This window comes from Rhizobium sp. LjRoot30, assembly GCF_964253915.1.
GTDB lineage: Bacteria > Pseudomonadota > Alphaproteobacteria > Rhizobiales > Rhizobiaceae > Metarhizobium.
Genome location: NZ_CAXUSG020000002.1, coordinates 320,605 through 343,737, shown reverse-complemented (window position 1 = coordinate 343,737; position 23,133 = coordinate 320,605). Strand labels below are relative to the sequence as shown.

At 62.7% G+C, this 23,133-nt stretch carries 23 protein-coding genes; 16 read left to right on the top strand and 7 right to left on the bottom strand.

Annotated features, from left to right (window positions below):
• Window positions 1-51: 51 nt before the first annotated feature.
• Window positions 52-1,284, bottom strand: a complete 1,233-nt coding sequence (locus tag ACSQ3I_RS05565) for an ABC transporter substrate-binding protein (RefSeq protein WP_435996830.1) — start codon at window positions 1,282-1,284, stop codon at window positions 52-54.
• Window positions 1,285-1,437: 153 nt separating this feature from the next.
• On the opposite strand from ACSQ3I_RS05565, the gene ACSQ3I_RS05560 reads away from it, so the two are divergent.
• Complete coding sequence (locus ACSQ3I_RS05560) at window positions 1,438-2,376, top strand: helix-turn-helix domain-containing protein (RefSeq protein WP_435996828.1); 939 nt, start codon at window positions 1,438-1,440, stop codon at window positions 2,374-2,376.
• A gap of 44 nt (window positions 2,377-2,420) precedes the next feature.
• Here the strand turns inward: ACSQ3I_RS05560 and ACSQ3I_RS05555 are convergent, their stop codons facing one another.
• Complete coding sequence (locus ACSQ3I_RS05555; protein ID WP_435996827.1) at window positions 2,421-3,182, bottom strand: IclR family transcriptional regulator domain-containing protein; 762 nt, start codon at window positions 3,180-3,182, stop codon at window positions 2,421-2,423.
• Window positions 3,183-3,304: 122 nt separating this feature from the next.
• On the opposite strand from ACSQ3I_RS05555, the gene ACSQ3I_RS05550 reads away from it, so the two are divergent.
• Genes ACSQ3I_RS05550 through pcaF form a run of 3 tightly spaced genes read left to right on the top strand, consistent with a single transcriptional unit; the run spans window position 3,305 to window position 5,914 of the window.
• Entirely contained in the window at window positions 3,305-4,012 is a 708-nt protein-coding gene (locus ACSQ3I_RS05550) for a 3-oxoacid CoA-transferase subunit A (protein ID WP_435996825.1), read from the top strand.
• The gene (locus ACSQ3I_RS05545; protein ID WP_435996824.1) at window positions 4,009-4,716 is read left to right on the top strand and encodes a 3-oxoacid CoA-transferase subunit B; all 708 of its coding nucleotides are present in this window, start codon (window positions 4,009-4,011) and stop codon (window positions 4,714-4,716) included. Before ACSQ3I_RS05550 ends, ACSQ3I_RS05545 begins: the two co-directional genes overlap by 4 nt.
• Entirely contained in the window at window positions 4,709-5,914 is a 1,206-nt protein-coding gene (gene pcaF / locus ACSQ3I_RS05540; protein ID WP_435996822.1) for a 3-oxoadipyl-CoA thiolase, read from the top strand. Before ACSQ3I_RS05545 ends, pcaF begins: the two co-directional genes overlap by 8 nt.
• 114 nt (window positions 5,915-6,028) lie before the next feature.
• Here the strand turns inward: pcaF and recX are convergent, their stop codons facing one another.
• Window positions 6,029-6,589, bottom strand: a complete 561-nt coding sequence (gene recX / locus ACSQ3I_RS05535; protein ID WP_435997549.1) for a recombination regulator RecX — start codon at window positions 6,587-6,589, stop codon at window positions 6,029-6,031.
• A 276-nt stretch (window positions 6,590-6,865) separates the two neighbouring features.
• Between recX and ACSQ3I_RS05530 the strand changes: the two genes are divergently transcribed.
• The 12 genes from ACSQ3I_RS05530 to ACSQ3I_RS05475 all read left to right on the top strand — a co-directional run bounded on the left by ACSQ3I_RS05530 (window position 6,866) and on the right by ACSQ3I_RS05475 (window position 18,933).
• Window positions 6,866-7,582, top strand: coding sequence for a GntR family transcriptional regulator (locus tag ACSQ3I_RS05530; RefSeq protein WP_435996820.1), 717 nt, complete (start codon window positions 6,866-6,868; stop codon window positions 7,580-7,582).
• A gap of 385 nt (window positions 7,583-7,967) precedes the next feature.
• The gene (locus ACSQ3I_RS05525; protein WP_435996818.1) at window positions 7,968-9,035 is read left to right on the top strand and encodes an ABC transporter ATP-binding protein; all 1,068 of its coding nucleotides are present in this window, start codon (window positions 7,968-7,970) and stop codon (window positions 9,033-9,035) included.
• Entirely contained in the window at window positions 9,032-9,913 is an 882-nt protein-coding gene (locus ACSQ3I_RS05520; RefSeq protein ID WP_435996817.1) for an ABC transporter permease, read from the top strand. Before ACSQ3I_RS05525 ends, ACSQ3I_RS05520 begins: the two co-directional genes overlap by 4 nt.
• Window positions 9,910-10,683 carry an ABC transporter permease gene (locus tag ACSQ3I_RS05515; protein ID WP_435996815.1) on the top strand — a complete coding sequence of 258 codons (774 nt, stop codon included), beginning with the start codon at window positions 9,910-9,912 and terminating at the stop codon, window positions 10,681-10,683. Before ACSQ3I_RS05520 ends, ACSQ3I_RS05515 begins: the two co-directional genes overlap by 4 nt.
• A gap of 16 nt (window positions 10,684-10,699) precedes the next feature.
• The gene (locus tag ACSQ3I_RS05510; protein WP_435996814.1) at window positions 10,700-11,749 is read left to right on the top strand and encodes an extracellular solute-binding protein; all 1,050 of its coding nucleotides are present in this window, start codon (window positions 10,700-10,702) and stop codon (window positions 11,747-11,749) included.
• A gap of 229 nt (window positions 11,750-11,978) precedes the next feature.
• A complete protein-coding gene (locus ACSQ3I_RS05505) occupies window positions 11,979-13,145 on the top strand; it encodes an amidohydrolase family protein (protein ID WP_435996812.1) in 1,167 nt (388 codons plus the stop codon).
• Window positions 13,146-13,160: 15 nt separating this feature from the next.
• A complete protein-coding gene (locus tag ACSQ3I_RS05500) occupies window positions 13,161-13,817 on the top strand; it encodes a flavin reductase family protein (protein WP_435996810.1) in 657 nt (218 codons plus the stop codon).
• The gene (locus tag ACSQ3I_RS05495) at window positions 13,814-14,539 is read left to right on the top strand and encodes an aspartate/glutamate racemase family protein (protein WP_435996808.1); all 726 of its coding nucleotides are present in this window, start codon (window positions 13,814-13,816) and stop codon (window positions 14,537-14,539) included. The genes ACSQ3I_RS05500 and ACSQ3I_RS05495 overlap by 4 nt, the downstream gene beginning before the upstream one ends.
• Window positions 14,536-16,041, top strand: coding sequence for an amidohydrolase family protein (locus ACSQ3I_RS05490; protein ID WP_435996806.1), 1,506 nt, complete (start codon window positions 14,536-14,538; stop codon window positions 16,039-16,041). The genes ACSQ3I_RS05495 and ACSQ3I_RS05490 overlap by 4 nt, the downstream gene beginning before the upstream one ends.
• Before the next feature lie 213 nt (window positions 16,042-16,254).
• Window positions 16,255-17,097, top strand: a complete 843-nt coding sequence (locus ACSQ3I_RS05485; RefSeq protein ID WP_435996804.1) for a sugar phosphate isomerase/epimerase family protein — start codon at window positions 16,255-16,257, stop codon at window positions 17,095-17,097.
• A gap of 77 nt (window positions 17,098-17,174) precedes the next feature.
• A complete protein-coding gene (locus ACSQ3I_RS05480; protein ID WP_435996802.1) occupies window positions 17,175-17,873 on the top strand; it encodes a GntR family transcriptional regulator in 699 nt (232 codons plus the stop codon).
• A 100-nt stretch (window positions 17,874-17,973) separates the two neighbouring features.
• Entirely contained in the window at window positions 17,974-18,933 is a 960-nt protein-coding gene (locus tag ACSQ3I_RS05475; RefSeq protein ID WP_435996800.1) for a dihydrodipicolinate synthase family protein, read from the top strand.
• A gap of 191 nt (window positions 18,934-19,124) precedes the next feature.
• Here the strand turns inward: ACSQ3I_RS05475 and ACSQ3I_RS05470 are convergent, their stop codons facing one another.
• From ACSQ3I_RS05470 to livM, 4 genes are all read right to left on the bottom strand, one after another.
• A complete protein-coding gene (locus tag ACSQ3I_RS05470) occupies window positions 19,125-20,162 on the bottom strand; it encodes an Ldh family oxidoreductase (RefSeq protein WP_435996798.1) in 1,038 nt (345 codons plus the stop codon).
• A 111-nt stretch (window positions 20,163-20,273) separates the two neighbouring features.
• On the bottom strand, window positions 20,274-21,008 hold the full coding sequence (locus ACSQ3I_RS05465) for an ABC transporter ATP-binding protein (RefSeq protein ID WP_435996796.1): 735 nt from the start codon (window positions 21,006-21,008) through the stop codon (window positions 20,274-20,276).
• Window positions 21,005-21,823 (bottom strand): ABC transporter ATP-binding protein, encoded by an 819-nt coding sequence (locus tag ACSQ3I_RS05460; protein WP_435996794.1) that lies wholly within the window; start codon window positions 21,821-21,823, stop codon window positions 21,005-21,007. Before ACSQ3I_RS05460 ends, ACSQ3I_RS05465 begins: the two co-directional genes overlap by 4 nt.
• Complete coding sequence (livM, locus tag ACSQ3I_RS05455) at window positions 21,820-23,127, bottom strand: high-affinity branched-chain amino acid ABC transporter permease LivM (RefSeq protein ID WP_435996792.1); 1,308 nt, start codon at window positions 23,125-23,127, stop codon at window positions 21,820-21,822. Before livM ends, ACSQ3I_RS05460 begins: the two co-directional genes overlap by 4 nt.
• Window positions 23,128-23,133: the final 6 nt, after the last annotated feature.

Sequence of the window (23,133 nt, the reverse complement as noted above, 5' to 3'; positions counted from 1 at the left end):
GATGCCGGAGACGGTTATGTCCACGGCATCCGGTGCTGGGAGGACGATGTCCTACTTGTAAACGCGGGCGCGGATCTTTTCGAGACGCTCGAGGATACGGTCGAGATTATCCGGCTTGACCATGAATTCCTGGAAGCCTTCCATGCCGGCCTTGGCCATTTCGGCCTGCGCATCGCGGTCATAGAACTGTGCCAGCCCGTGGGCGTTGGACAGCATGGCGAAGCCCGCGTCGAGGAAGACGTCCTTCGGCTTCTCTGCCGTGTTGTTGACCGGCAGCTGGCCGAGCGTCGCATTCATCTTGGCCTGCACCGCCGGGGAGGCGAGATAGGCCAGGAATTTCTTGGCGTCTTCCTTGTTCTTGGCACCCGAGGGGATGTGGAACGTGTCGGTCGGCGCTTCTTCTGCTACCGGAATGCCGGGGGTGATTTCGGGGAACTGCAGGAAGCCGATCTGCTCTTCCTTCAGGCCACCGTCCTTGAATGTCGCGACTGCGAAGTTGCCCATCAGGTACATGGCCGCCTTGCCCTGCACCAGCTGCGGCACGGCATCCTGCCAGTCGATGGCAGCGTGGTTGGCGATGAAGTAGTCGGCCTTGACCAGTTCGCCCCACTTCTCGAACACGGCCTTTACGCGCGGATCGGTGTAGGGGATCTTGCCGGCGGTCAGCTCCATATGGAATTCGTAGCCGTTGACGCGCAGGTCGAGATAGTCGAACCAGCCGCCCGTCGGCCACAGCGCCTTGGTGCCGATGGTGAACGGCGTTACGCCGGCGGCCTTCAACTTTTCCGAGGCGGCGAGCAGTTCTGCCCAGGTCTTCGGCGGGGTGATGCCCTGTTCGGCGAAGATGTCCTTACGGTAGTAGATGCCCCACTGGTAGTAGGTGTAGGGCATGCCCCACTTCTTGCCGTCGATGGTCATCGATGGCGCCGACGACTTCAGCTGCTCGTCGAGGCCATTGGCCGTCCAGACATCGGTTACATCCTCGAACAGGCCGGCCTTGACGAAGGGCTCCATGCGGTTGCCGGCGTACCAGGCAACGACGTCAGGCGCATCGGCGGTCAGGAAGTTGCGGATGGCCGACTTGTAGCCTTCGTGGTCGAAATTGTTCCACTTGACGGTGACGTCAGGATTGGCCTTCTGGAAGTCGGCGATCAGCTCTTCCATGGCCTTCTTCGGCACGGGGTCGGAATGGTCGGAGTTGATGGTGATCTCGCCGGCAAATGCGGCTGTCGACAAAAGCGACACAGACAGCGCCAGCAGGCGCAAATTTTTGAAAAGGGTCATGTTTTCCTCCCTATGACCGGTATGCTTCGCATGTGGCAGAACGGGTGTCGATCCAGGTCCCAAGGGATCTACACGTCAGCTGAGCTTGATAATCGGGCGCAAAGCCGTAATAATCTACCGATTTTTCGGCTAACTTCTCCGGTATCCTAAGCTATGGTGCTGCCCCTTTTCGTTCCTCAAGACGAATCCGTTCCCGTTCACCCGGATCAGAATCCGCGGCATCCGCTGGTGATCTTCGGCGATCACCGGTTTTGTGCCGGCGAGGCGCTGCTGGTCCAGCGCATGCCCGGCCCGCACATGCACAGCCAGATCGAGCTGAATTTCGTGTTGGAAGGCGACATGACCTATTGGTTCGACGGTCGCGAGCTGACGGTCGGCAAGGGCCGCCTCTGCCTCTTCTGGGGGATGATCCCGCACCAGGTGATCGACCGGGCGGAAGGCACCCGTTTCGTCTGTCTCTATGTGCCGATGTCCTTCTTCCTCGGCCTTGCCAATCTGACGCGCTTTCGCGATGCGGTGTTTCGTGGAGCGATGATCGAGGCGACGGAGCTTCGGCCCTATGATCACGACATTTTCCTGCGCTGGCGCGAAGAGTTGCTGGCCGGCGACGAAGGGTTGATGGAAATCGTCCGCAACGAACTGACGGCGCGGGTTCTGCGCATCGAGCGCGACGGCTGGCGTGATCTGCGCGAGGAAGGCTCGGCTATCGCCAGCCTTGGCCATCATGACGGCGAACGGATCGAAAATGTCGAGCGCATGCTGCGCTTCATCGCGGAAAACGCCCTCGACGAGATTTCCGCCGACGATGTCGGGCGCGATGCCGGCCTGCACCCGAACTATGCCATGACGCTGTTCAAGCGCGCCGTCGGGCTGACCATCAACCAGGCGATCGTCCGCCATCGCCTCGACACGGCGCAATCGCTGTTGATCGCCACGGATCTGTCGATCACGGACGTCGCTTTCGAGTCCGGCTTCGGCTCCGCCTCGCGCTTCTATGAAGCGTTCAGCGAACGGTTCAACGAGAAACCCACCGCCTTCCGCAAACGCATGCGCTCAAAGGGCGGCGCGCCCAGTGGGCGGTCACGGCCATGATCGCATCGGGCCACCGCCTCTGATCACGACGCTCGCGGCTGCGATCAGATGAGCGATTGCCGCAACTCCGCCTGCATCCGCAGCAGAGGCGGCAGGAACATCTCTTCGATATCCTCCATGCTTGCCTTGCCCGCCGCCAGCCCGACATTGAGCGCGGCCACCGTCCTGCCGTTGGCAGCCTTCAGCGGAACGGCGATCGAGCACAGCCCCATCTCGACCTCCTGGTTGATCGCGGCAAAACCGCGCTCCTTCACCTTGGCGATCTCCGCCATCAGCGTGCCGATGTCGGTGACCGTGTATTCCGTCCGGGCGACGAGCGGCGAGGCTTTGAGTAGCCTCAATGTGGTCTCCTCGCCGGCGGCGGCAAGCAGTACGCGTCCCATGGAGGTGCAATAGGCCGGCAGGCGCGAGCCGGGCATGAGGGCAATGGACATCACACGCCGCTGTGCCGCCCGGGCGATGTAGACGATCTCGGCTTCGTCGAGGATGGAGACCGAGGTGCTCTGCCCGATCTGCTCCGACAACACGTCGAGGAACGGCTGCACGATCCGCGGCAGCGGCATGGTTGCCAGGCAGCCGGTGCCAAGCCGCAGGACCCTCGGCGTCACGGTGAAAAACTTGCCGTCATAGGCACAGTAACCGAGCTCCGCCAGCGTCAGCAGGCAGCGGCGGGTGGTAGCGCGGTCGAGGCCGGCGATTTCGGATGCCTGCGCGATGCTGAGCCGCGGGTTCTCCGCCGTGAAGGCTTCGACGACCTTCAGGCCTTTGGCCAGGCTCCCCATCATGTCCCGTTCCTTCACTGCCATCGTGGGGTCTCCAAATGTGCGATAATAGAACAAATATCAACATAGCGCACAAATTCATTGCGGTCTATGCCGCCGGGGCGTATCTCCAAAGTCGTTGAAATGGTGGGCAATGGAGCTTGCTTATGGACAAGACGAATGAAAGCCTGGCGCAGGCGGTTGCCGATATCGGCGATGGCGCGACCGTCATGATCGGCGGTTTCGGCGGGTCGGGCGCACCGATCGAGCTTATTCACGCGCTGATCGACAAGGGATCGAAAGACCTCACCATCATCAACAACAATGCCGGCAACGGCCGCATCGGCATTGCCGCGATGATCGACGCCGGCCGGGTGCGGAAGATGATCTGCTCGTTCCCGAAATCGTCCGACCCGCGCGCCTTCACGGACAAGTATCTCGCCGGCGAAATCGAGCTGGAACTGGTGCCGCAGGGCACGCTTGCCGAGCGGATCCGCGCCGGCGGCGCCGGCATTCCGGCGTTCTACACCCCGACCGCCTACGGCACGGAACTGGCGGCCGGCAAGGCAGTCGCCGAATTCGACGGCCGTCCTTATGTGCAGGAGCGCTGGCTGAAAGCCGATTTCGCCATCGTCAAGGCCGAGTTCGGCGATACCTACGGCAACCTCACCTACAACAAGGCCGCCCGCAACTTCAGCCCGCTGATGTGCATGGCCGCCGCCCAGACCATCGTGCAGGTTTCCCGCATCGTGCCGGCCGGCGAAATCGATCCGGAGCATGTGGTGACGCCCGGCATCTTCGTCGACCGTCTCGTCGAAGTCGCCGACCCGCAACAGGAAGAAGCCCTCATCCGCGCCGGAGTGGCCTACGTATGACCGTCGATACGCGCGAAGACATCAAGCTTTCCAACGCCCAGATCGCCTGGCGGGCCGCGCAGGACATCCGCGACGGCGCCTATGTGAACCTCGGCATCGGCTTCCCCGAGATGGTCGCCCGCTACCAGCCGCTCGGCCGGCAGGCGATCTTCCACACCGAAAACGGCATCCTGAATTTCGGCGAGGCACCTCCCGCCGGCGAGGAGGACTGGGACCTGATCAACGCCGGCAAGAAGGCGGTGACGCTGAAGTCGGGCGCCGCCTTCTTCCACCATGCCGACAGCTTTGCCATGGTCCGCGGTGGCCACCTCGACGTCGCGATCCTCGGTGCGCTGCAGGTCGCCGAAAACGGCGACCTTGCCAACTGGCGGGTGGGTACGAAAGGCGTTCCGGCCGTCGGCGGTGCCATGGACCTCGTGCACGGCGCCAAGCAGGTTTCGGTGATCACCGAACACGTCACCAAGAAGGGCGAGCCGAAGCTGGTCGAAAACTGCACGTTTCCGCTGACCGGCGTCGCCTGCATCACCCGCGTCTACACCAGCCATGCCGTCATTGACATCAAGGACAGGCGTTTCGTGCTGCGCGAAAAACTGGCCGCCATGAGTCTTGAAGAGTTGCAGGCGATGACGGGCGCCCGGCTGCATATCGATGGTCCGGTCGCCGATCTCGTCGTGCCGGCGCTCCAGGGAGAAAAAAGTGACTGAAGCCTTCATCTGCGACTATATCCGTACGCCGATCGGCCGCTTTGGCGGCTCGCTGTCCGCCATTCGCGCCGACGATCTCGGCGCCATCCCGCTCAAGGCGCTGATCGAACGCAATGGCGGCGTCGATTGGGACGCGGTCGGCGACGTGATCTATGGCTGCGCCAACCAGGCCGGCGAAGACAACCGCAACGTCGCCCGTATGGTTGCGCTTCTTGCCGACCTGCCGGTTTCCGTGTCCGGCACGACCATGAACCGCCTGTGCGGCTCCGGCATGGACGCCGTCATCACCGCCGCCCGGGCCATCAAGGCGGGCGAGGCGGAGCTGATGATCGCCGGCGGCGTGGAGAGCATGAGCCGCGCGCCGTTTGTCATGCCGAAGGCGGAAAGCGCCTTTTCGCGTAATGCCGAGATCTACGACACCACCATCGGCTGGCGCTTCGTCAATCCGCTGATGAAAAAGCAGTACGGCGTCGATTCCATGCCGGAGACCGGCGACAATGTCGCGATCGACTACAAGGTTTCGCGCGAGGATCAGGATGCCTTTGCCGTCCGTTCGCAGGCGAAGGCCGCTGCGGCGCAGGAAAACGGTCGCCTTGCCCGGGAAATCACCCCCGTCAGCGTGCCGCAGCGCAAGGGCGATCCGGTCGTGGTGTCGAGGGACGAACACCCGCGTGCCACCAGCATCGAGGCGCTGGCCAGGCTGAAGCCGGTCAACAGGATCGAGGGAGCGACGGTGACTGCCGGCAATGCTTCGGGCGTCAATGATGGCGCGGCGGCGTTGATTGTCGCCTCCGAGGCTGCGGCGAAGAGATATGGCCTCACGCCGATTGCCCGGATCATGGGTGGCGCGGCGGCCGGCGTTCCGCCACGCATCATGGGCATCGGCCCGGTGGAGGCGTCAAGAAGGCTTCTGGCCCGCCTTGGCCTTGGCGTCGATAAGCTCGACGTTATCGAACTCAACGAAGCCTTTGCCTCCCAAGGTCTGGCAACGCTGCGGGAACTTGGCATTTCCGACGACGATGCCCGTGTGAACGCAAATGGCGGCGCCATCGCGCTCGGCCATCCGCTCGGCATGTCCGGGGCGCGCATTTCCGGCACTGCCGCGCTCGAACTATCGCTGCGCAAGGGCACATATGCGCTTGCCACCATGTGCATCGGCGTCGGACAGGGCATCGCCGTCGCCTTCGAGCGCGTCTGAACAGCATAGGCACCGGGAAAAAGCCGGCGCCTCGACACCAGGGCATTTTCGCTTTCCTCCAGAATGCGGAAACGCTCTATCTATATGTGCGCAAACACTTTTTCCGGAATTTCCTTAGGAGTCGTTGTCCGCAGCCAAAATCTCTTCGACATCGTCGAGCGACATTTCGAACACCCGCTTGCCGATGTCGAAACCAAAACCGGCGCGGGCGAAGGCCGATAACTCCTTCGCCTTGCGCTTCTCATCGACATCGCCCTTGCGGAACGGTCCGAAAGCCCGCTTTCGGGCAAGCGCAATGGCGGCGCGCAAATCGTCTGCTTCGGCGACGGCGGTGGCAATCGTTTCCTTCGCAATTCCCTTCTGCGACAGTTTTTGAGCGATGGCGCGTTTCGACTTGCCACTTCGTGTGCCGGAACGGGCGCTGATTTCGGCAAAGGCGGTATCGTCAAGCGCCTTGTTGTCATAGGCGAACCGGACGGCTGATTCTGCCAGCGCCTTTACCTGCGTGTCGCTGATGCCCTCGAATTTTTCTCGCGCCTTGCGGCTTATCGCATCGAAAAGCTGCTTTTCGGTGTGCATGCGCTTTTCGATGCGATAGATGGTCGAGTTGCGTGCCCAGGAGAACATGCGCGGCGTCGGCACATCGGATGGCGGTGTGTCCTCTTCGAAATCCAGAATATGTCTCCAGCCTTTTCAGCTCGTCCCGCCCGGCACGTGCCGGAAACGATTTTCCGAAGGGTTTACCGCCACGGGCGCGCAAATTCAAATGATCTGCCGCCAATCCGCTGCGCCATGCGACTTGTTGCTCCGCCAGGCTTTCAGTCAGCGGCAGCGATGGACGAAGGCCGCGAAAAGTCCTATCCATCGACATGATTGCGCCCGCGGAAAAAATTCCAGTCTCAGGTCTCGGGCGCCAGTCAAGGCAAGTTGGAATTTTGGATCAGGACGATCATGGCAGCCACTCCCCGGGACAAGACCAAAAAATCCACGGTCTCCAAATCCGATGCCGTCTACCGCACCCTGAAACGCGCCATCCTCGACCAGGCCCTGGCGGCCGGGACCAAACTTCCCGAAGATTCGATCGGCGAGCGACTGGGCGTCAGCCGCACTATCGTACGCCAGGCTTTGGCACGGCTGAACGGCGAAGGCCTGATCGAACAACGCCCCCACAAGGGCGCCTGCGTTGCCCAGCCCAGCCTGCAGGACGGCAACAACATTTTCGCGGTGCGCCGTGCGCTGGAGGCGCTGGTGGTCGATACGCTGGCGGGAAAACTTTCGCCCCAGCAGATCCGGCAGCTCGAAGCGCATGTCGATGCCGAAGACATGGCCAAGACGAGCAATACCTCCGCCTCGATCCAGCTGGCCGGAGAATTTCACGTCCTGCTGGCCCAGTTAACGGAAAACGACGTGCTTTCCCGTTATGTGACGGAGCTTGTTTCCCGATCTTCGCTCATTCTGTCGCTGTATGGCCGGCCGCATTCCCCCGATTGCGCCGTGTCGGAACATCGCGAACTGATTGGCGCCCTTGCCCGCGGCGAGAATGCCAGGGCCTGCGCCCTGATGAACGAGCACATCGACGCCATCACCACGCGCGCGTTGCTGAAAGGTGTGCCGGGCAAGGACTTTCCGGATCTGCTGGCGGCCTACGCCAAGGAAGAAGGGCTTTAGGCTCTTGAACGAGACGAATCCGTCGCTCCCATAGCCCCGATTTTCATGTGCCGCCCGCAACATTGCAGAGTTGCGGCGTTTTATGTTGTGCACAGTATCAGTATACAATTGGATGCCAAGACCACTGGGCCTTCTGCTGCCAAGTGCTCCGCTGGTCGGACGGGACAGCCCGTCTTTCATTGAAATTACGGCATGTTTTTCAAAAAAATCCCATAAACTGCGGGCTTTTTCGCCTGCGGATGGCGTTCGATTGCAAACTATTTCCCATCGTAAAAATATTTGTATGCAAAAATTGTATCCAATAAAATTTCAAAAGATCGTATACATATATTGACAAGATCGTACGCCATGTAGGACGCTTGGTGAAATACACCAGAGGCACCCAATGGCGAACTCGTCCGTCCTACCAGCGGTATCCATCCGAAACGTCAGCAAGAGTTTTGGCAGGGGCATCTTCACGATCCCGGTGCTGGATGATGTGTCCCTCGATATCGGGCGGCGCGAATTCTTCACGCTTCTCGGTCCGTCGGGTTGCGGCAAGACGACCCTGCTTCGACTGATCGCCGGATTCGAGACGGCCAATGCCGGTACGATCGCCATCGAAGGGCAGGATGTCACCGCCGCGCCGCCGTTTCACCGTCCGGTCAACACGGTTTTCCAAAGCTACGCGCTGTTTCCGCATCTGACCGTCGAGCAGAATGTCGCCTTCGCGCTCGTCGAGCAGGGCATGGCGCGTGATGCGATGCGCACCCGCGTCGGCGAGGCGCTGGAGATGGTGCGGATGGGAAGTTTTGCCCGCCGCAAGCCGGCAGAACTCTCCGGCGGGCAGCAGCAGCGTGTCGCGCTTGCGCGGGCGCTGGCGCCGCGGCCGCGCGTCCTGCTGCTCGACGAGCCGCTTTCGGCGCTCGATCTCAAGCTGCGCAAGGAAATGCAGATCGAACTGAAGCAGTTGCAGGAGGAGGCGGGCATTACTTTCCTCTTCGTCACCCACGACCAGGAAGAGGCGCTGACCCTGTCGGACCGCGTCGCTGTCATGCAGTCCGGCCGCATCCTGCAGATGGGGCCGCCGCAGGAAATCTATGAAACGCCGACGCACCGTTTCGTCGCCGATTTCATCGGTGACATCAACCTCATGGAAGGCGAGGCGCTGCCTGGTGGCGGCGTGAAGCTCGACGCCGGAACAGTGCTGCCGCTGGCGCATGAGAAGTCCGGTCGGGTGACCGTAGCCATCCGCCCCGAACGGGCACGCCTGGTGCCGGCCGGTGCCGGTGCGCTGGAGGCGACGATCATTCATTCCGCCTATCTCGGAACGGCGATGCTGCACAAGCTCGGCCTGCCTGATGGCAGCACCTTCCTGCTGCGGCAATCCGATGCGTCGGATTTTCGTGGCAGCCATGGCGAACGCGTCGGCCTGGCGCTGCCGCAGGACGCCTTGCGGGTGCTGGAACAATGAGCAACGGCACCGCCCTCAGAACCTCGCTTCTGCTCGTCCCGGCGCTGGGCGTCATCCTGCTCTTGATCGGCGTGCCGCTGGGGCTGATGGGATGGATCTCGCTGCTCGACAAGGGCGGCAGCTCCGGCGTTGACTGGAATTCCGGCGCATCCTTTGCCAATTACGTCCGCCTCGTCTGGGAGGAGGATTTCGACGGCACGATGATCCTCAACACCAGCTATCTGGTGATTTTCCTGCGGTCGGTGACACAAGCGGCGGTGACGACGATCCTTTGCCTTCTTCTGGGCTTGCCGGTTGCTCTGTGGATGGCCGGCCTGTCGCGCGGGCCGCGCGATCTCATGCTGCTGGTGATCACCATTCCCTTCTGGACCAACCTGCTGGTCCGCAACTACGCCTGGCTGATCATTCTCCGCGAGGATGGATGGGTGGCGACATTCGTCAACGCGCTTTCGCCCTTCGGCCCGGTGCAACTGCTCTATAACGATATCGCCGTGGCGATAGGCCTGACCTATTCCTTCCTGCCGTTCATGATCCTGCCGATCTACACGGTCTTCGAAAAATTCGACTGGCGCCTCGTCGAAGCGGCACATGATCTCGGCGCCAACCGCCGCCGGGCGTTGAGACGCGTGGTGTTGCCGATCGCGGCGCCGGGCATCGTCGCCGGAAGCCTGCTGGTCTTTATCCCCTGCCTCGGCGCCTTCGTCACCCCGGCTTTGCTCGGCGGCGGCAGGACGCTGATGCTCGGCAACATTATCCAGATGCAGTTCGGCGCCTCGCGCAACTGGCCGTTCGGCGCCGCCCTTTCGGTGGTGCTGCTGGCCGTGATGCTGGTCGTCATGACCGCAATGGCGCTGTGGCGCAGCAGGAGGTCGGTATGAACCCGACGCGTTTCCCCCTGACGCGCGAAATCGCGGTCCTGGTGCTGATATATCTTTACGTGCCGGTCATCGTCCTGATCGCCTACAGTTTTAACGCCAATCGCACCGCAACCGTCTGGACGCACGCCTCGTTCGATTGGTACGTCCGGATCGTCGAAAACCCGTCCATCCGCGCTGCCGCCGCCAATTCCATCGTGCTGGCGATTGCCGCCGCCACCGCAGCGACGATCCTGGCACTGATGGCGGCCCTTGCCACGCGGCGGTCCTTCTTCGGCCGCGGCGCATCCGAGACAATCCTCAACATGCCGCTGATCCTGCCGGAGATCGTCGTGGCGGTTGCCACGCTGCTCTTGTTCGTCTCTCTCGGCATCAAGCTCGGCCTGGGGGCGATGGTTTTGGCGCACACGGCCTTCTGCATCCCTTTCGCCTACCTGCCGATCCGTGCCCGGCTCCAGGGCATCGCCGGCACCTACGAGGAAGCGGCGCAGGATCTTTACGCCAACCGCTTCCGCACCTTCCGCCGGGTGACGATGCCGCTGCTCTGGCCCGGCGTGATGGCCGGCTTCACGCTCGCCTTCGTCACCAGTCTCGACGACTTCCTGACCTCGTTCTTCCTGGCCGGACCCGGCACCACGACGTTGCCGGTCTACATCTTCTCGGCCATCCGCGCCGGCATCACGCCGGAGATCAACGCCATCTCGGCGGTGATGCTGATCGTCTCGGTTCTGCTCGTTTCATTGTCATTTTTTCTCGGCCGTCTGCGCCGCTAACAAGGAGGAGTATCGCATGCACCTGAAATCCTGTTTCGGCGCAGCCTTTGCCGCCGTTGCATTGCTTGCCTCGCCGGTCGCGGCGCAAGATGCGGAAAAGACGCTCTATTTCTATAACTGGACGGATTATTACCCCGTCGATCTGCTGAAGAAGTTCGAGAGCGAGACCGGCATCAAGGTGATCCTCGACGGCTTCGACAGCAATGATACGCTGCTTGCCAAACTCCAGTCCGGCGGCGCTTCCTACGACGTGATCGTGCCGAGCGATTACGTCATCCCCGGCATGATCAAGGACGGCCTGCTGATGAAGATCGACACGCATGCGATGTCGAACTACCAGCACATGAAGGACGCCTTCAAGAACCCGGACTTCGACCCGAAGCACGAATATTCCGCGCCCTATCTCTGGGGCGTGACAGGTCTCGCTTATGACAGCGCCCAGGTCGAAGGCGGCACGGTGGATGCGAGCTGGAAGGAATATTTCGAGCCGCGCGCCGATCTCGTCGGCAAAATTGCTGCGCTCGATACCGCCAGCGACGAAATTCTCGCGGCATCCATCTACCTCGGCATCCCGCAATGCACCGAGAGCAACGAGGATGCCGCAAAGATCCTCAAGCTCTTGCAGGACCAGAAAGACAAGCTGAAGCTCTATAGCTCCGACAGCACCGTGGATCGCCTCGCCTCCGGCGAAGTCGCCATGTACCACGTCTGGAACGGTGCGACGGCGCGCGCCACCGCCCAGCGCTCGTCGATCCGTTTCCTTTACCCGAAGGAAGGCACGCCGATGTTCCGCGACAATTTTGCGGTGCCGGCCAATGCGCCGCATCCGGAAAATGCGAAAATCTTCATCAACTGGATGATGGCGCCGGAAAATGCCGCCGCCGTTTCCAACGCGATCGCTTATGCCAACGCCATCAAGTCCGACGAGTTCCTGAGCGACCAGTGGCGCAAGATGGAAGCGATCAACATGCCGGCCGAATATTCCAGCCGTCTGGTGCCGACCCAGGATTGCGGCCCGAAGGCCCGCGAACTGCGTGACCGCATCTGGACGCGCCTGAAGGGCTGACAATAAGGGACACGGCCCGGAGCGGGCCGTGTCCAGCTTAGTGACAAACCCGCTTACCACTTCACATCATCCTCGGGCTTGTCTCGAGGGTCTGCCGACGTATCGTAAATCAATAGGTCGCAGATGCTCGGGACAAGCCCGAGCATGACGAAGAAGAGGGTTTCGGACTTGTCGACAGTCTGGTGCGGCCAGTGCGGTTTGCACCGAAATCGAATGCCCGGAGGAGACCATGACCACCACCTATACCAACCTGCGCGACATCGACGGTCGTACGATCGGTATCCGCTGCGCCGATGGCGTCATCCAGGAGATCGGTGCCGATGTCACGGCCCCCGACTCCATCGACGGTAAGGGACGGCTGGTGCTTCCGGCTTTCGTCGAGCCGCATGTCCATCTCGACAAGACGCTCTGGGGCGAGGCATGGCAACCCGGCTACCGGGCAGGGCGCCTGCGCGATTACATCGACAACGAGCGCAAGGTACTCTCCGCCAACACCACCGCCCCCGAGGAGCGAGCATCGCGGCTTCTCTCCGAGATGCTGCGCCACGGCACCACGGCCGTGCGCTCGCATATCGACGTGGCGCCGGACATGGGGCTTTCGCATGTCGAGGCGATGCTGCGGTTACGTGAAACCTGGCGCGACAAGGTGGACCTGCAATTCGTCGCTTTCCCGCAGCAGGGGCTTCTCTGCCGCCCCGGAACGACCGATCTGATCCGCCAGGCGATCGACATGGGTGTCGAAACGGTCGGCGGCCTCGATCCTGCCGGCATCGACGGCGATCCGGACGGCCAGCTGCGGTTCATCTTCGACCTTGCCGTCGCCAAGGGCGTCGGCGTCGACATCCACCTGCACGACAAGGGCGAACTCGGCGCCTGGCAGATCGACCGGATCGCCGATTATACCGAGGCCAGCGGCCTCTCCAGCAAGGTGATGGTGTCGCATGCCTATTGCGTCGGCATGATCCCCGAGGCGCGGTTGGCGAAAATCGGCCGCAGGCTGGCAGACCTCAAAATTTCCCTGATGACGTCTGCGCCTGCCGACGTAGCCGTGCCGCCGGTGGAGCAATTGACGGACATGGGTGTGACCGTCTGCTGCGGCTCCGACGGTATCCGCGATGCCTGGTCGCCGCTCGGCAATGGCGACATGCTGGAGCGTGCTTTCCTCACCGCCTTTCGTTTCGACTGGAACACCGACGAGGATTTCAGGCGCGCCATCGGCTGCGCCACCGACGCTGCGGCGCGGGCCATCGGTCTTGCCGATTATGGCTTGAAACCCGGCGGCAGGTCGGATTTCGTGATGATCGAAGCATTGAATGCCGGCGATGCCCTTTGCCGGCGTCCGGCAAACCGTTGGGTGGTGCGCCGGGGTGCTATCGTTGCGGGCAAGGCCGGCTGATTGGGACCAGAACGCATGGATATCGATTTTACCGCAATCTCCAGCGCCGACCGCTACCGGCTCTTGACCAATTTCATCGGGCCGCGGCCGATTGCGCTGGTGGGCACGCGTTCGCCTGCTGGGCACGACAATGCGGCGCCGATGAGCTTTTTCAACGTCTTCTCGCATGAGCCGCCGCTGGTCGTCCTCGGCATACAGACCCGCGGCAATGGTGACGAGAAGGATACCGTCGCCAACATCCGCCGCACCGGGGAATTCGTCGTCAACATGGTCGATATGTCGATTGCGGATGCGATGATCGTCTGCAGCGTCAATTTTGCCTCTGATGTCGACGAACCCGCCTTCGCCGGCCTCACGGCAGTGCCCTGCGACCAGATCGAGGTCGCCCGCATCGCCGAAAGCCCCTGCAGTTTCGAATGCCGGGTGGAGCGCATCCTCGATTATGACCGGCGCGTGCTGATCGTCGGGGAGGTGGTGCATATGCATGTCCACGACCGTTGCCTCGATGCCGAGCGGCGCTACGTGAACCCTGAAACCTACCAGCCCATCGCCCGGCTGCATGCCGACAACTACATCACCTCCGACCGCCAGTTCGAATTGAAGAAGCCCGAGGCGCTGCTTCCTTACGAGGCTGCGCAAGTCATGCCCAAATCGGAAAGAGCCGCCGGATGACCCGGATCCATGTGATCAATCCCAACTCCACCGCCTCCATGACCGCGCAGATCGCCCGGGCGGCGGAAGCAATCCGCGCTGAAGGCACCGAGATCGATGCGGTCACCGCGACGGGCACGCCGGCCTCGATCGAGGGGTATGCCGACGAGGCGATGGCGGTGCCCGGCATGCTGGCGGCCATTCGTGCCGCAGAGGCGAGGGGGGCAACGGCGCATGTGATCGCCTGTTTCGACGATCCCGGTCTGGCGGCCGCCCGCGAAGTGGCAACCGGTCCGGTGATCGGCATCTGCCAGGCCGCGGTTCAGGTGGCGGTGACGGTGGCATCCCGCTTTTCGGTGATCACCACCTTGCCGCGGTCGGTTCCGGTGATCGAGGATCTGATCGCCGGTTACGGGGCAGGCAACCGCTGCCGCCGCGTGCGTGCCGTAGACCTGCCGGTACTTTCGCTGGAATCCGACCCGCACATCGCCCGGTCGCGGCTGCTTGCCGAAGCGCGGCTCTCCATTCGCGAGGATGGGGTCGATGCCATCGTTCTTGGCTGTGCCGGCATGGCGGAACATTGCGACTGGCTGTCGCGCGAGGCGGGCGTGCCGGTGATCGACGGCGTGACGGCGGCGGTCAAACTCGCCGAGGCGCTGACGGGCGGCGGTTTTCGTACCTCGAAGGCTGGGGCCTATGCCTTTCCGCGCGACAAGGCCGGCGATCTGGCGAGGTCGGCATGAACCCGGACCGTCAAACCGCGACAGGCCTTGCCGACCTGGCGCTGGGTACGCGGCCTCAGGGGCGCACGGCGCTTTCGGCCCGCTGGATCGTTGCACATGCCGACGGTCGCCATCGGCTGCTGCGCGACGGAGAAATCGTCATCGAGGGGTCAGATGTCCTCTATGTCGGCCCGCGTTTTCCCGGCGAGGTCGCACGGCGGATCGAGTTGGGCGACATGCTGGTCTCGCCGGGTTTTGTCGATCTTGATGCGCTCTCCGATCTTGATACGACGCTGCTGACGGTCGATTACGGTCCAGGCTGGGCAACGGGCCGGGTCTGGCCGCGCAGCTATGTCGACCGTGGTCCGTACGAAATGTATTCGCCGGATGAACTGGCGTTCCAGAAGCGCTACGCCTTCGGCCAATTGCTGCGCAACGGCATCACCACAGCGTTGCCGATCGCCTCGCTGTTTTATCGTGAATGGGCCGAGACCGTTGCCGAATTCGACGCCGCGGCGATGGCGGCCGGCGAGTTGGGGCTGCGCGTCTGGCTTGGTCCCGCCTATCGCGCCGGCGGCATGGTCTGCGAGGCGCCCGGCGTGCTGGAGCCGGTATTCGACGAAGCCCGCGGCCTCAAAGGCCTCGACGAGGCCATCGCCTTTGCGAAACGGATCTCCGGGAAACACGAGGGGTTGGTGCAGGCCATGTTGGCGCCGGACCGGGTGGAGACCTGCACCTTGCCGCTGCTCCAGCGCACCATGGCGGCTTCGGCCGAGATGGGGCTGCCGGTGAGGCTGCACATGGCGCAGGGCAAGATGGAGCGGCGAACCGTGCAGCGCCTGCACGGCACGACTGCGCCGCAATGGCTGGCCCGGCACGGCCTGCTGCACGACCGGCTGATCGCGCCGCATGCGGTGGAGGCCGAGCCGGAGGATCTCGACCTCTACGCCCGCCACGGCGTCACCATCGCCCATTGCCCGTTGGTCTATGCCCGCGGCGGCGAATTGCTGCGCTCGTTCCGCCGCTGCCGCGATCTTGGCATCCGCATCGGCATGGGCACCGACACGGCGCCGCCGGACATGGTGCTGAACATGGCCGTCGCGCTGATGATGGGCCGCCTCGCCGAAGGGGACGAACAGGGGCTTTCGACATCGGAGGTGTTCGACGCGGCAACCATCGGCGGCGCCGATGCGCTCGGCCGCAGCGATCTCGGCCGTCTGCAGGCGGGTTCGAAAGCGGACGTCGCCATTTTCGATCTCGGCGACGGCGGATTTGCTCCAACGGTCGATCCCGTGCAATCGCTGGTCTTCGGCGCAACGGGCCGGGTGACGCGCGCCGTTTTTGTCGATGGCCGCCTGTCGATGCGCGAAGGGGAGGTCGCAGGGTTCGATATGCGTGCAGCCCGTAGCCAGGCCCAGCGGCAGTTCGAAGGCTTGGTTGCCAAATATCCGGAACGCACCTGGGGCCATCCGGCGGTAAAAGACATGTTCCCTCCGACCTATCCTCTGGCGGATGAGGAATAAGCATCGCTGAACTGAAAGCCGGAGACAGGGCTTTTCGTCTGGGTGTCCGAACGGCCCGTCCGGCCTGCAAGCCGCCGGCTTGCCGCATGAAGCGCGCCATATTATCGTGCCTCCGCTGGGAGGCGGCGAAATGTAATTCTACCTTGACGGGCGTCTTCGCACCGATCCCGGCGTCAACCTCACGACAATATCGATAAGCGCAAGGGCGGCCTGATGCAGAAACTGATTGTCCTCCAATCGCTCTGGGCGATGGAGCGCCGCCACACGGACGGCCATGAACGCAGCCTGGACGAAAACATCGCCATGATCGCCGCGGCGGGTTTCAATGGTGTCAGCACCCATTATACCGACCGCCAGGAAGTCTTGCGTCTCAACGAGGCCATCAGGGGAACGGGCCTGAAGATCGAGGGCGTCTGTTTTCCCCGCACGGTCGAGGATCTGCGCCTGCCCCTGGAACTGGCGTCGGAACATCCCGTCACCCACATCAACGTGCAACCCGACATCCGCCTGCGCCGGGTCGAGGATTGCCTGCCGCTGCTCGACGGCTGGATGCGGCTTGCCGAAGAGGCCGGCATTCCGGTGTACATCGAAACCCATCGCGACCGGATGACCACGGACCTGTTCTTCACGCTGGACCTGCTGGATCAGCGGCCCGGCCTGCCGCTTTTGGCGGACCTGTCGCATTTCCTCGTCGGTCGCGAGTTCGCCTTTCCGGTGGATGCGGAAAACCATGCTTTGATCCAGCGCATTCTGCGAAATTCGCATGCCTTTCATGGCCGTGTCGCCTCGCGCGAGCAGGTGCAGATCGAGATATCCTTCCCGCATCACCGCCCCTGGGTCGATCTCTTCCTGCAATGGTGGGAATATGGTTTTCGCCATTGGCGGTCGCGCGCAGCAGGCGACGCCGAACTGGTCTTCACCTGCGAACTCGGCCCGAAACCCTATTCGATCACCGGCCGTGACGGCAACGATACGACCGACCGTTGGGAAGAATCACTGCTTCTGCGGCAGATGGCGCTCGATCTGTGGCAGGCGACGGCCACGACGGACGGCTGAACTCCGCCTTGGATCCACCCATCGGTTGTCGATGTCATCAGGCTCATGTATTCATGATGTCGACATAGGGGGTGCCAATGGCTGAAGCAGGTTCCGGGCCGGAGCGCAAACGCGGTTCCGGCGTAAAAATGGTCTATGACGTCCTGCGCGACGAGATCCTGGACCTGGAAATGGCCCCGGGAAGCCCGATCGACGAGGTGTATCTCGCCGAACGTTTCGACATTTCCCGCACGCCGATCCGCGAGGCGCTTGTGCGGCTTGCCAGCGAGGGACTGATCGAAACCCTGCCCAACCGTTCGACGCGGGTCTCCAACATCGATTTCATCAACATGCATACGTTCTTCGATGCGCTGGTGTTGATGTACCGCGTGACCACGCGGCTTGCGGCCGAATATCACCGGGAAACGGATCTCGAGACCATCCGTGCCCGGCAGGCGGAATTTGCCGCGGCGGTGCAGGCGCAGGATGCGCTCGGCATGATCGCCACCAACGCCGCCTTCCATGCCGCGATCGCCGAGGCTGGCCGTAATCCTTATTTCATCAGCCTCTTCAACCGGCTACTGGACGAAGGACGGCGGATCCTGCGGCTCTATTACCAGTCTTACGAGGACCGTCTGCCGCAGCGTTTCGTCGATGAACATGAAGAAATCATCGCCGCGATTGCGGCGCGGGACCTGGCGGAATGCGATCGTCTGGGCAAGCTCCACGCCGAGCAGATCGTTTCGCAGATCCAGAAACTTTTCAGCCGGCGGGGGCAGCTGGATATCGATCTTTGACGCCTTGTATTTTTCTTGTCGACAAATAAAATTTATCGTGTATTCATAATTGCAGATACGGCGGCGCAGGGGCGCATGCTCGCAAGAGGAGTGTGAAAGAATGGCCAATATTTTCTCAGGTGTAATTCCCGCGCTGATGACGCCGTGCAACGACGATCGCAGCCCGGATTTCGATGCGCTGGTGCGCAAGGGCAAGGAACTGATCGCCAAGGGCATGTCCGCCGTCGTCTATTGCGGCTCGATGGGCGACTGGCCGCTTCTGACGGATGCGCAACGCATGGAAGGCGTCGAACGTCTGGTCAAGGCCGGCGTGCCGGTGATCGTCGGCACCGGCGCGGTGAACACGGCCTCGGCCGTCGCCCATGCTGCCCATGCGCAGAAAGTCGGCGCCAAGGGCCTGATGGTTATTCCGCGCGTCCTGTCGCGCGGTTCGGTGATCGCTGCCCAGAAGAACCATTTCAAGGCGATCCTGTCTGCCGCGCCGGATCTGCCGGCGGTCATCTACAACAGCCCGTACTACGGCTTTGCGACCCGCGCCGACCTGTTTTTCGCGCTGCGCGCCGAACACCCCAATCTCGTCGGCTTCAAGGAATTCGGCGGCGCCGCCGACATGCGGTATGCGGCGGAAAACATCACCAGCCGCGATGACGAGGTGACGTTGATGATCGGCGTCGATACCTGTGTGTTCCACGGCTTCGTCAATTGCGGCGCCACCGGCGCCATCACCGGCATCGGCTGCGTGCTGCCGAAAGAAGTCATCCATATGTGCAACCTGGCGCGCGCCGCCGCCGCCGGCGATCCGGATGCCCGCCAGCGGGCGCTGGAACTGGAATCGGCGCTCGCCGTGTTGTCTTCCTTCGATGAAGGCCCGGACCTCGTGCTGTTCTTCAAGCACATGATGGTGCTGAAGGGCGACAAGGAATACACCCTGCACTTCAACGAGACCGATACGCTTTCCGATAGCCAGCGCGGTTATGTCGAGGCCCAGCTCAAGCTGTTCGACGCCTGGTATGCGCAGTGGAGCCAGCTTCCGGGCGCAGTGCAGACGTACAAGGCGTGATTTTGCCCGGGCTTGGCGGTCGTCTTAGCCCCTCACCCTAACCCTCTCCCCGCAGGGGGGAGAGGGGACGTGCCACACGCTACGTTGAATGTGGCGGAAAGGGCGCGGCATATCCCCTTCGCCCCGCTTGCGGGGAGAAGGGTCCGTAGGACGCAGGCGGATGAGGGGCTTCATTTACAAGCGCAGCCCCGTCAGGAGACGGCGTCCAGCCCCTTGTCGAGCAGCCGCTCCAGCTGCTGCATTTCGGCGGCGGACAGCGTAATGCCCTGACTCTCCGAGGTCTTTCGTGCCGCGAATCGCCGTTGCGAGGGCAGGCGGGCGCCTTGGCCGACAATCGCTTCGAACAGCACTTCAGCCCGCGCGAACGGATCGCCGGGCCGCCCCTTGGCAAACGCTTCGGGCGAAAAGGCGAGGATCAGTTCGCCGTGGAACGGCGCCAGCGTCGTGGTGCCGAGATAATCCAGCACTTCGGGGCTGGTGAGGTCGCCGATCATGATGCCGGCCAGCAGCTCCACCATCGTGGCGATCGCCGATCCCTTGTGGCCGCCGAAAGGCAGCATCGCGCCGGCCAAGGCCGCTTCCGGATCGGTGGTGGGATTGCCGTCGGCGTCGATGGCCCAGCCTTCGGGCAGTTGTTTGCCGGCACGGCGGTGCAGTTCGATCTCGCCGCGGGCCGCGACCGAGGTTGCGAAATCGAAGACATAGGGCGAGCCGCTCGGCCGCGGCCAGCCGAAGGCAAAGGGGTTGGTGCCGAGAAGTGGCTTGTTGCCACCGGTGGGCGCCACGGTCGCGTAACTCGGGCACATGACGATACCGGCCAGGCCGCGCTCCGTCAGCGCCTCGACTTCCGGCCAGAGGGCGGAAAAATGCGTGCAATCGTTGATGACCATCGCGGCAAGCCCGAGCGTGCTGGCGCGCTTGGCCAGCTCCGGAATGCCAAGTTCGAAGGCGGCATTGGCGAACCCGCCGCCGGCATTCACCTTGACGATTGCCGAGCCTTCCTCGAGGAGCAGTTCAGGCGTTGCATCCGGCTTCACCTTGCCGGCCTTGACGGTGCGCAATGCGCCTTCGATGCGATAGATGCCGTGCGACTTGCAGCCGTCGCGTTCACCGGCAAGGATGACCTTGGAAATGGCCGATGTCTGCGTCTCATTGAGGCCGGCTTTCCGGAAAATCGCCTCGACACGCTCCTTCAGGGCAGCAAGGGTTACGACAGTCTCTTCGGTCATCTCTTTTCCTTCAGCCGATATCTAGAGAACTGATATATCAAACACATAGAGTCTTCAATGTGCTGAAGGCAGGGCTTGCAGGCTTCGTTGGGACCTCACGCCGGCCATCTGTCAGTGGAGGCCGAGATAGGCCTTGCGGACATCCTCGTTGTCGAGAAGGGCGGCACTTTCCCCGGAGAGATGAATCCGGCCGTTGACCATGACATAGGCACGCTGCGACAGTTTCAGCGCATGGTTGGCGTTCTGCTCGACTAGGAAGATGGTTTTGCCCATGGCAGCGATCTCCCGCAGCACCTCGAAGACACGCTTGACCACCAGCGGGGCAAGGCCGAGCGACGGTTCGTCGAACAGGATCAGTTCGGGCCGGGCCATCATGGCGCGGGCGATGGCAAGCATCTGCTGCTCGCCGCCCGACATGGTGCCGGCGGTCTGGCTGCGCCGCTCCTTTAGGCGGGGGAAAAGTTCGAACATGGCGGTGCGGTCTTCGGAAAAATGCTCCATGCCGATCGCCGTGGTGCCCATCATCATGTTTTCTTCAACCGTCATGTCCTGATAGATCTGCCGGCCTTCGGGGACCAGCGCGATGCCGCGGCGGGAAATGCGGTTGGTCGGCAGGCGGGAAATGTCCTCGCCCTTGTGCAGGATGCGCCCGGCCGAGGCGCGTGGTGCGCCGAAGATCGAGGAGAGCAGCGTCGTCTTGCCGGCACCGTTGGCGCCGATCAGGCTGACGATCTCACCCTTGTGGATATGGACGTTGACGCTCTTCAACGCTTCCACCGGGCCGTAATGGGCGTGGACGTCGGAAAATTCCAGCAATGGAACGGTGTTTTCGGATGTCTCGCTCATGCCTGCATCTCCTCTTCGCTCACGCCCAGATAGGCGGCTACAACGGCGGGATCGTTGGCGACGTGCCCGGGCGTGCCGGCGGAAATCACTTCGCCGTGGTCGAGCACGACGACATGGTTGGAAATGCGCATGACCAGGCCCATGTCGTGCTCGATGACAAGAACCGTCTGGCCATGCACGGTGCAGAGCCGCTTGATGACCTCGGAAAGCTCGCGGGTTTCCGATGGGTTGAGGCCGGCTGCCGGCTCGTCGAGGCAGATCAGCCTGGGGCCGGTGCACATGGCGCGGGCGATCTCCAGGCGCCGCTGCCGGCCGTAGGGCAGTTCTCCGGCAAGCCGGTTGGCGTCGTCAGTGAGGTTCATCTCCCGCAGCCAATAATAGGCCCGGTCAACAGCCTCACGTTCGGCGCGGCGGAAGGCGGAGGTCTGGAAGACGCCGCTCAGGATATTGTTGGCCGTTATCCTGTGCTGGGCGACCAGCAGGTTCTCGACTACGGACATTTCCCTGAACAGGCGGATGTTCTGGAAGGTCCGGGCGATGCCGGCGCGGGTGACGAGATGCGAGCCGCCGGTGATCGGGCGGGTCATCAAGGCGCCGAGATCCTGAGGCCCGTCCTGGCCATCGAGCAGGATCTGGCCCTCGCTGGCGCGATAGAACCCGGTGATGCAGTTGAACATTGTCGTCTTGCCGGCGCCGTTCGGCCCGATGAGGGCGGTAACCGCGCCCTGTTGGACGGTGAAGCTGACATCCCGGTTGGCGACGATGCCGCCGAAGCGCATGGTGACGTTGCGGACGTCGAGGAGCGGTCGGTTCATCGTGTCACCTCCGCCTTGCCTGCTGCAGGCAGCGCATCGCCGCCATCGGCCGCAACACTCGGGAAGAATGCCGGGCGCCGGATGCGGACGAGGCCGCGCGGCTTCCAGATCATCATCACCACCATCATGATGCCGAAGATCAGCACGCGGTACTCGGCGAAGTCGCGCAGCAGTTCCGGCAGGATGGTCAGCACGAGGGCAGCGGCGATGACGCCGACTGTCGAGCCGAGACCGCCGAGCACGACGATGGCGAGGATGAGTGCGGATTCGAAGAAGGTGAAGGAGGTCGGGTTCACAAAACCCTGGTGGACGGCGAAGAAGACGCCGGCAAGCCCGCCCGTCGAAGCGCCGAGCATGAAGGCCGTCAGCTTGGTGAAGACGTGGTTGACGCCGAGCGACCGGCAGGCGATCTCGTCCTCGCGCAAGGCCTCCCACATGCGGCCGAGCGGCATCACTCGCAGCCGTTCGACCGCATAGATGACGAGGCAGACGACGAGGAACAGCACGAGATAGATGAACCAGAACTTGTAGTCGGCACTGTAGGCGATGCCGAAATAGTCATGGATCGGCACGCCGCCCTGCTTGGCGGTACGGGTGAACTCCAGGCCGAGAAAGGTCGGCGCCGGCACGGGCGCACCGTTGGGGCCGCCGGTGAAATCCAGCCAGTTGTTGAGCACCAGGCGGATGATTTCGCCGAAGCCGAGCGTGACGATGGCGAGATAATCGCCATGCATCTTCAAGACCGGGAAGGCGAGGACCATGCCGCAGAGGCCGGCGAGGAACGGGGCGATGATCAGCGCACTCCAGAAGCCGAGGCCGAGATATTGTGCGCCGAGCGCCAGCAGATAGGCACCGACGGCATAAAAGGCGACAAACCCGAGATCCAGCAGGCCGGCAAGGCCGACGACGATGTTCAGCCCGAGGCCGAGCAGGCAGTAGATCAGGGCCAGGATGGCGATGCCAAGGAAATATTTGTCGGTGAAGAAGGGCAGGCTGAGGCCTGCGACGAACAGCAGAAGCAAAAGCAGGACCGGCGACTTTTCCTTGCCGGTCAGCACGGTCACGCCGGCGCCGCTGTCGGCCACCCGGCGGCTTAGCTTTTGGCCAAAGCCGGTCATCTGTATGAGTGAAATGGCCACGCGTCCGGCCGTAACGACAGCGGCGAGCAGGACGGCGCGCATCAGTTCGTTGCGGAAGGTGAAGCCATCGAGAACAAGCCCCGAAATCGGCCCGAACAGGATGAGCGAGACGGTGAAGGTGAGGAGGGCCTGCTTGAGCAGCGCCGGAAGACGGTTCGTTTCCATGCGGCC

What these genes read in the sequence shown, in the direction of transcription:
- ACSQ3I_RS05475 (WP_435996800.1), top strand. Translation starts at nt 17,974, where the DNA reads ATGGCCAATATTTTCTCAGGTGTAATTCCCGCGCTGATGACGCCGTGC.
- ACSQ3I_RS05555 (WP_435996827.1), bottom strand. Translation starts at nt 3,182, where the DNA reads ATGGCAGTGAAGGAACGGGACATGATGGGGAGCCTGGCCAAAGGCCTG.
- ACSQ3I_RS05525 (WP_435996818.1), top strand. Translation starts at nt 7,968, where the DNA reads ATGGCGAACTCGTCCGTCCTACCAGCGGTATCCATCCGAAACGTCAGC.
- ACSQ3I_RS05550 (WP_435996825.1), top strand. Translation starts at nt 3,305, where the DNA reads ATGGACAAGACGAATGAAAGCCTGGCGCAGGCGGTTGCCGATATCGGC.
- ACSQ3I_RS05460 (WP_435996794.1), bottom strand. Translation starts at nt 21,823, where the DNA reads ATGAACCGACCGCTCCTCGACGTCCGCAACGTCACCATGCGCTTCGGC.
- ACSQ3I_RS05530 (WP_435996820.1), top strand. Translation starts at nt 6,866, where the DNA reads ATGGCAGCCACTCCCCGGGACAAGACCAAAAAATCCACGGTCTCCAAA.
- ACSQ3I_RS05505 (WP_435996812.1), top strand. Translation starts at nt 11,979, where the DNA reads ATGACCACCACCTATACCAACCTGCGCGACATCGACGGTCGTACGATC.
- ACSQ3I_RS05565 (WP_435996830.1), bottom strand. Translation starts at nt 1,284, where the DNA reads ATGACCCTTTTCAAAAATTTGCGCCTGCTGGCGCTGTCTGTGTCGCTT.
- ACSQ3I_RS05490 (WP_435996806.1), top strand. Translation starts at nt 14,536, where the DNA reads ATGAACCCGGACCGTCAAACCGCGACAGGCCTTGCCGACCTGGCGCTG.
- ACSQ3I_RS05510 (WP_435996814.1), top strand. Translation starts at nt 10,700, where the DNA reads ATGCACCTGAAATCCTGTTTCGGCGCAGCCTTTGCCGCCGTTGCATTG.
- ACSQ3I_RS05515 (WP_435996815.1), top strand. Translation starts at nt 9,910, where the DNA reads ATGAACCCGACGCGTTTCCCCCTGACGCGCGAAATCGCGGTCCTGGTG.
- ACSQ3I_RS05485 (WP_435996804.1), top strand. Translation starts at nt 16,255, where the DNA reads ATGCAGAAACTGATTGTCCTCCAATCGCTCTGGGCGATGGAGCGCCGC.
- ACSQ3I_RS05560 (WP_435996828.1), top strand. Translation starts at nt 1,438, where the DNA reads ATGGTGCTGCCCCTTTTCGTTCCTCAAGACGAATCCGTTCCCGTTCAC.
- ACSQ3I_RS05495 (WP_435996808.1), top strand. Translation starts at nt 13,814, where the DNA reads ATGACCCGGATCCATGTGATCAATCCCAACTCCACCGCCTCCATGACC.
- ACSQ3I_RS05520 (WP_435996817.1), top strand. Translation starts at nt 9,032, where the DNA reads ATGAGCAACGGCACCGCCCTCAGAACCTCGCTTCTGCTCGTCCCGGCG.
- livM (WP_435996792.1), bottom strand. Translation starts at nt 23,127, where the DNA reads ATGGAAACGAACCGTCTTCCGGCGCTGCTCAAGCAGGCCCTCCTCACC.
- ACSQ3I_RS05465 (WP_435996796.1), bottom strand. Translation starts at nt 21,008, where the DNA reads ATGAGCGAGACATCCGAAAACACCGTTCCATTGCTGGAATTTTCCGAC.
- ACSQ3I_RS05545 (WP_435996824.1), top strand. Translation starts at nt 4,009, where the DNA reads ATGACCGTCGATACGCGCGAAGACATCAAGCTTTCCAACGCCCAGATC.
- ACSQ3I_RS05500 (WP_435996810.1), top strand. Translation starts at nt 13,161, where the DNA reads ATGGATATCGATTTTACCGCAATCTCCAGCGCCGACCGCTACCGGCTC.
- ACSQ3I_RS05470 (WP_435996798.1), bottom strand. Translation starts at nt 20,162, where the DNA reads ATGACCGAAGAGACTGTCGTAACCCTTGCTGCCCTGAAGGAGCGTGTC.
- ACSQ3I_RS05480 (WP_435996802.1), top strand. Translation starts at nt 17,175, where the DNA reads ATGGCTGAAGCAGGTTCCGGGCCGGAGCGCAAACGCGGTTCCGGCGTA.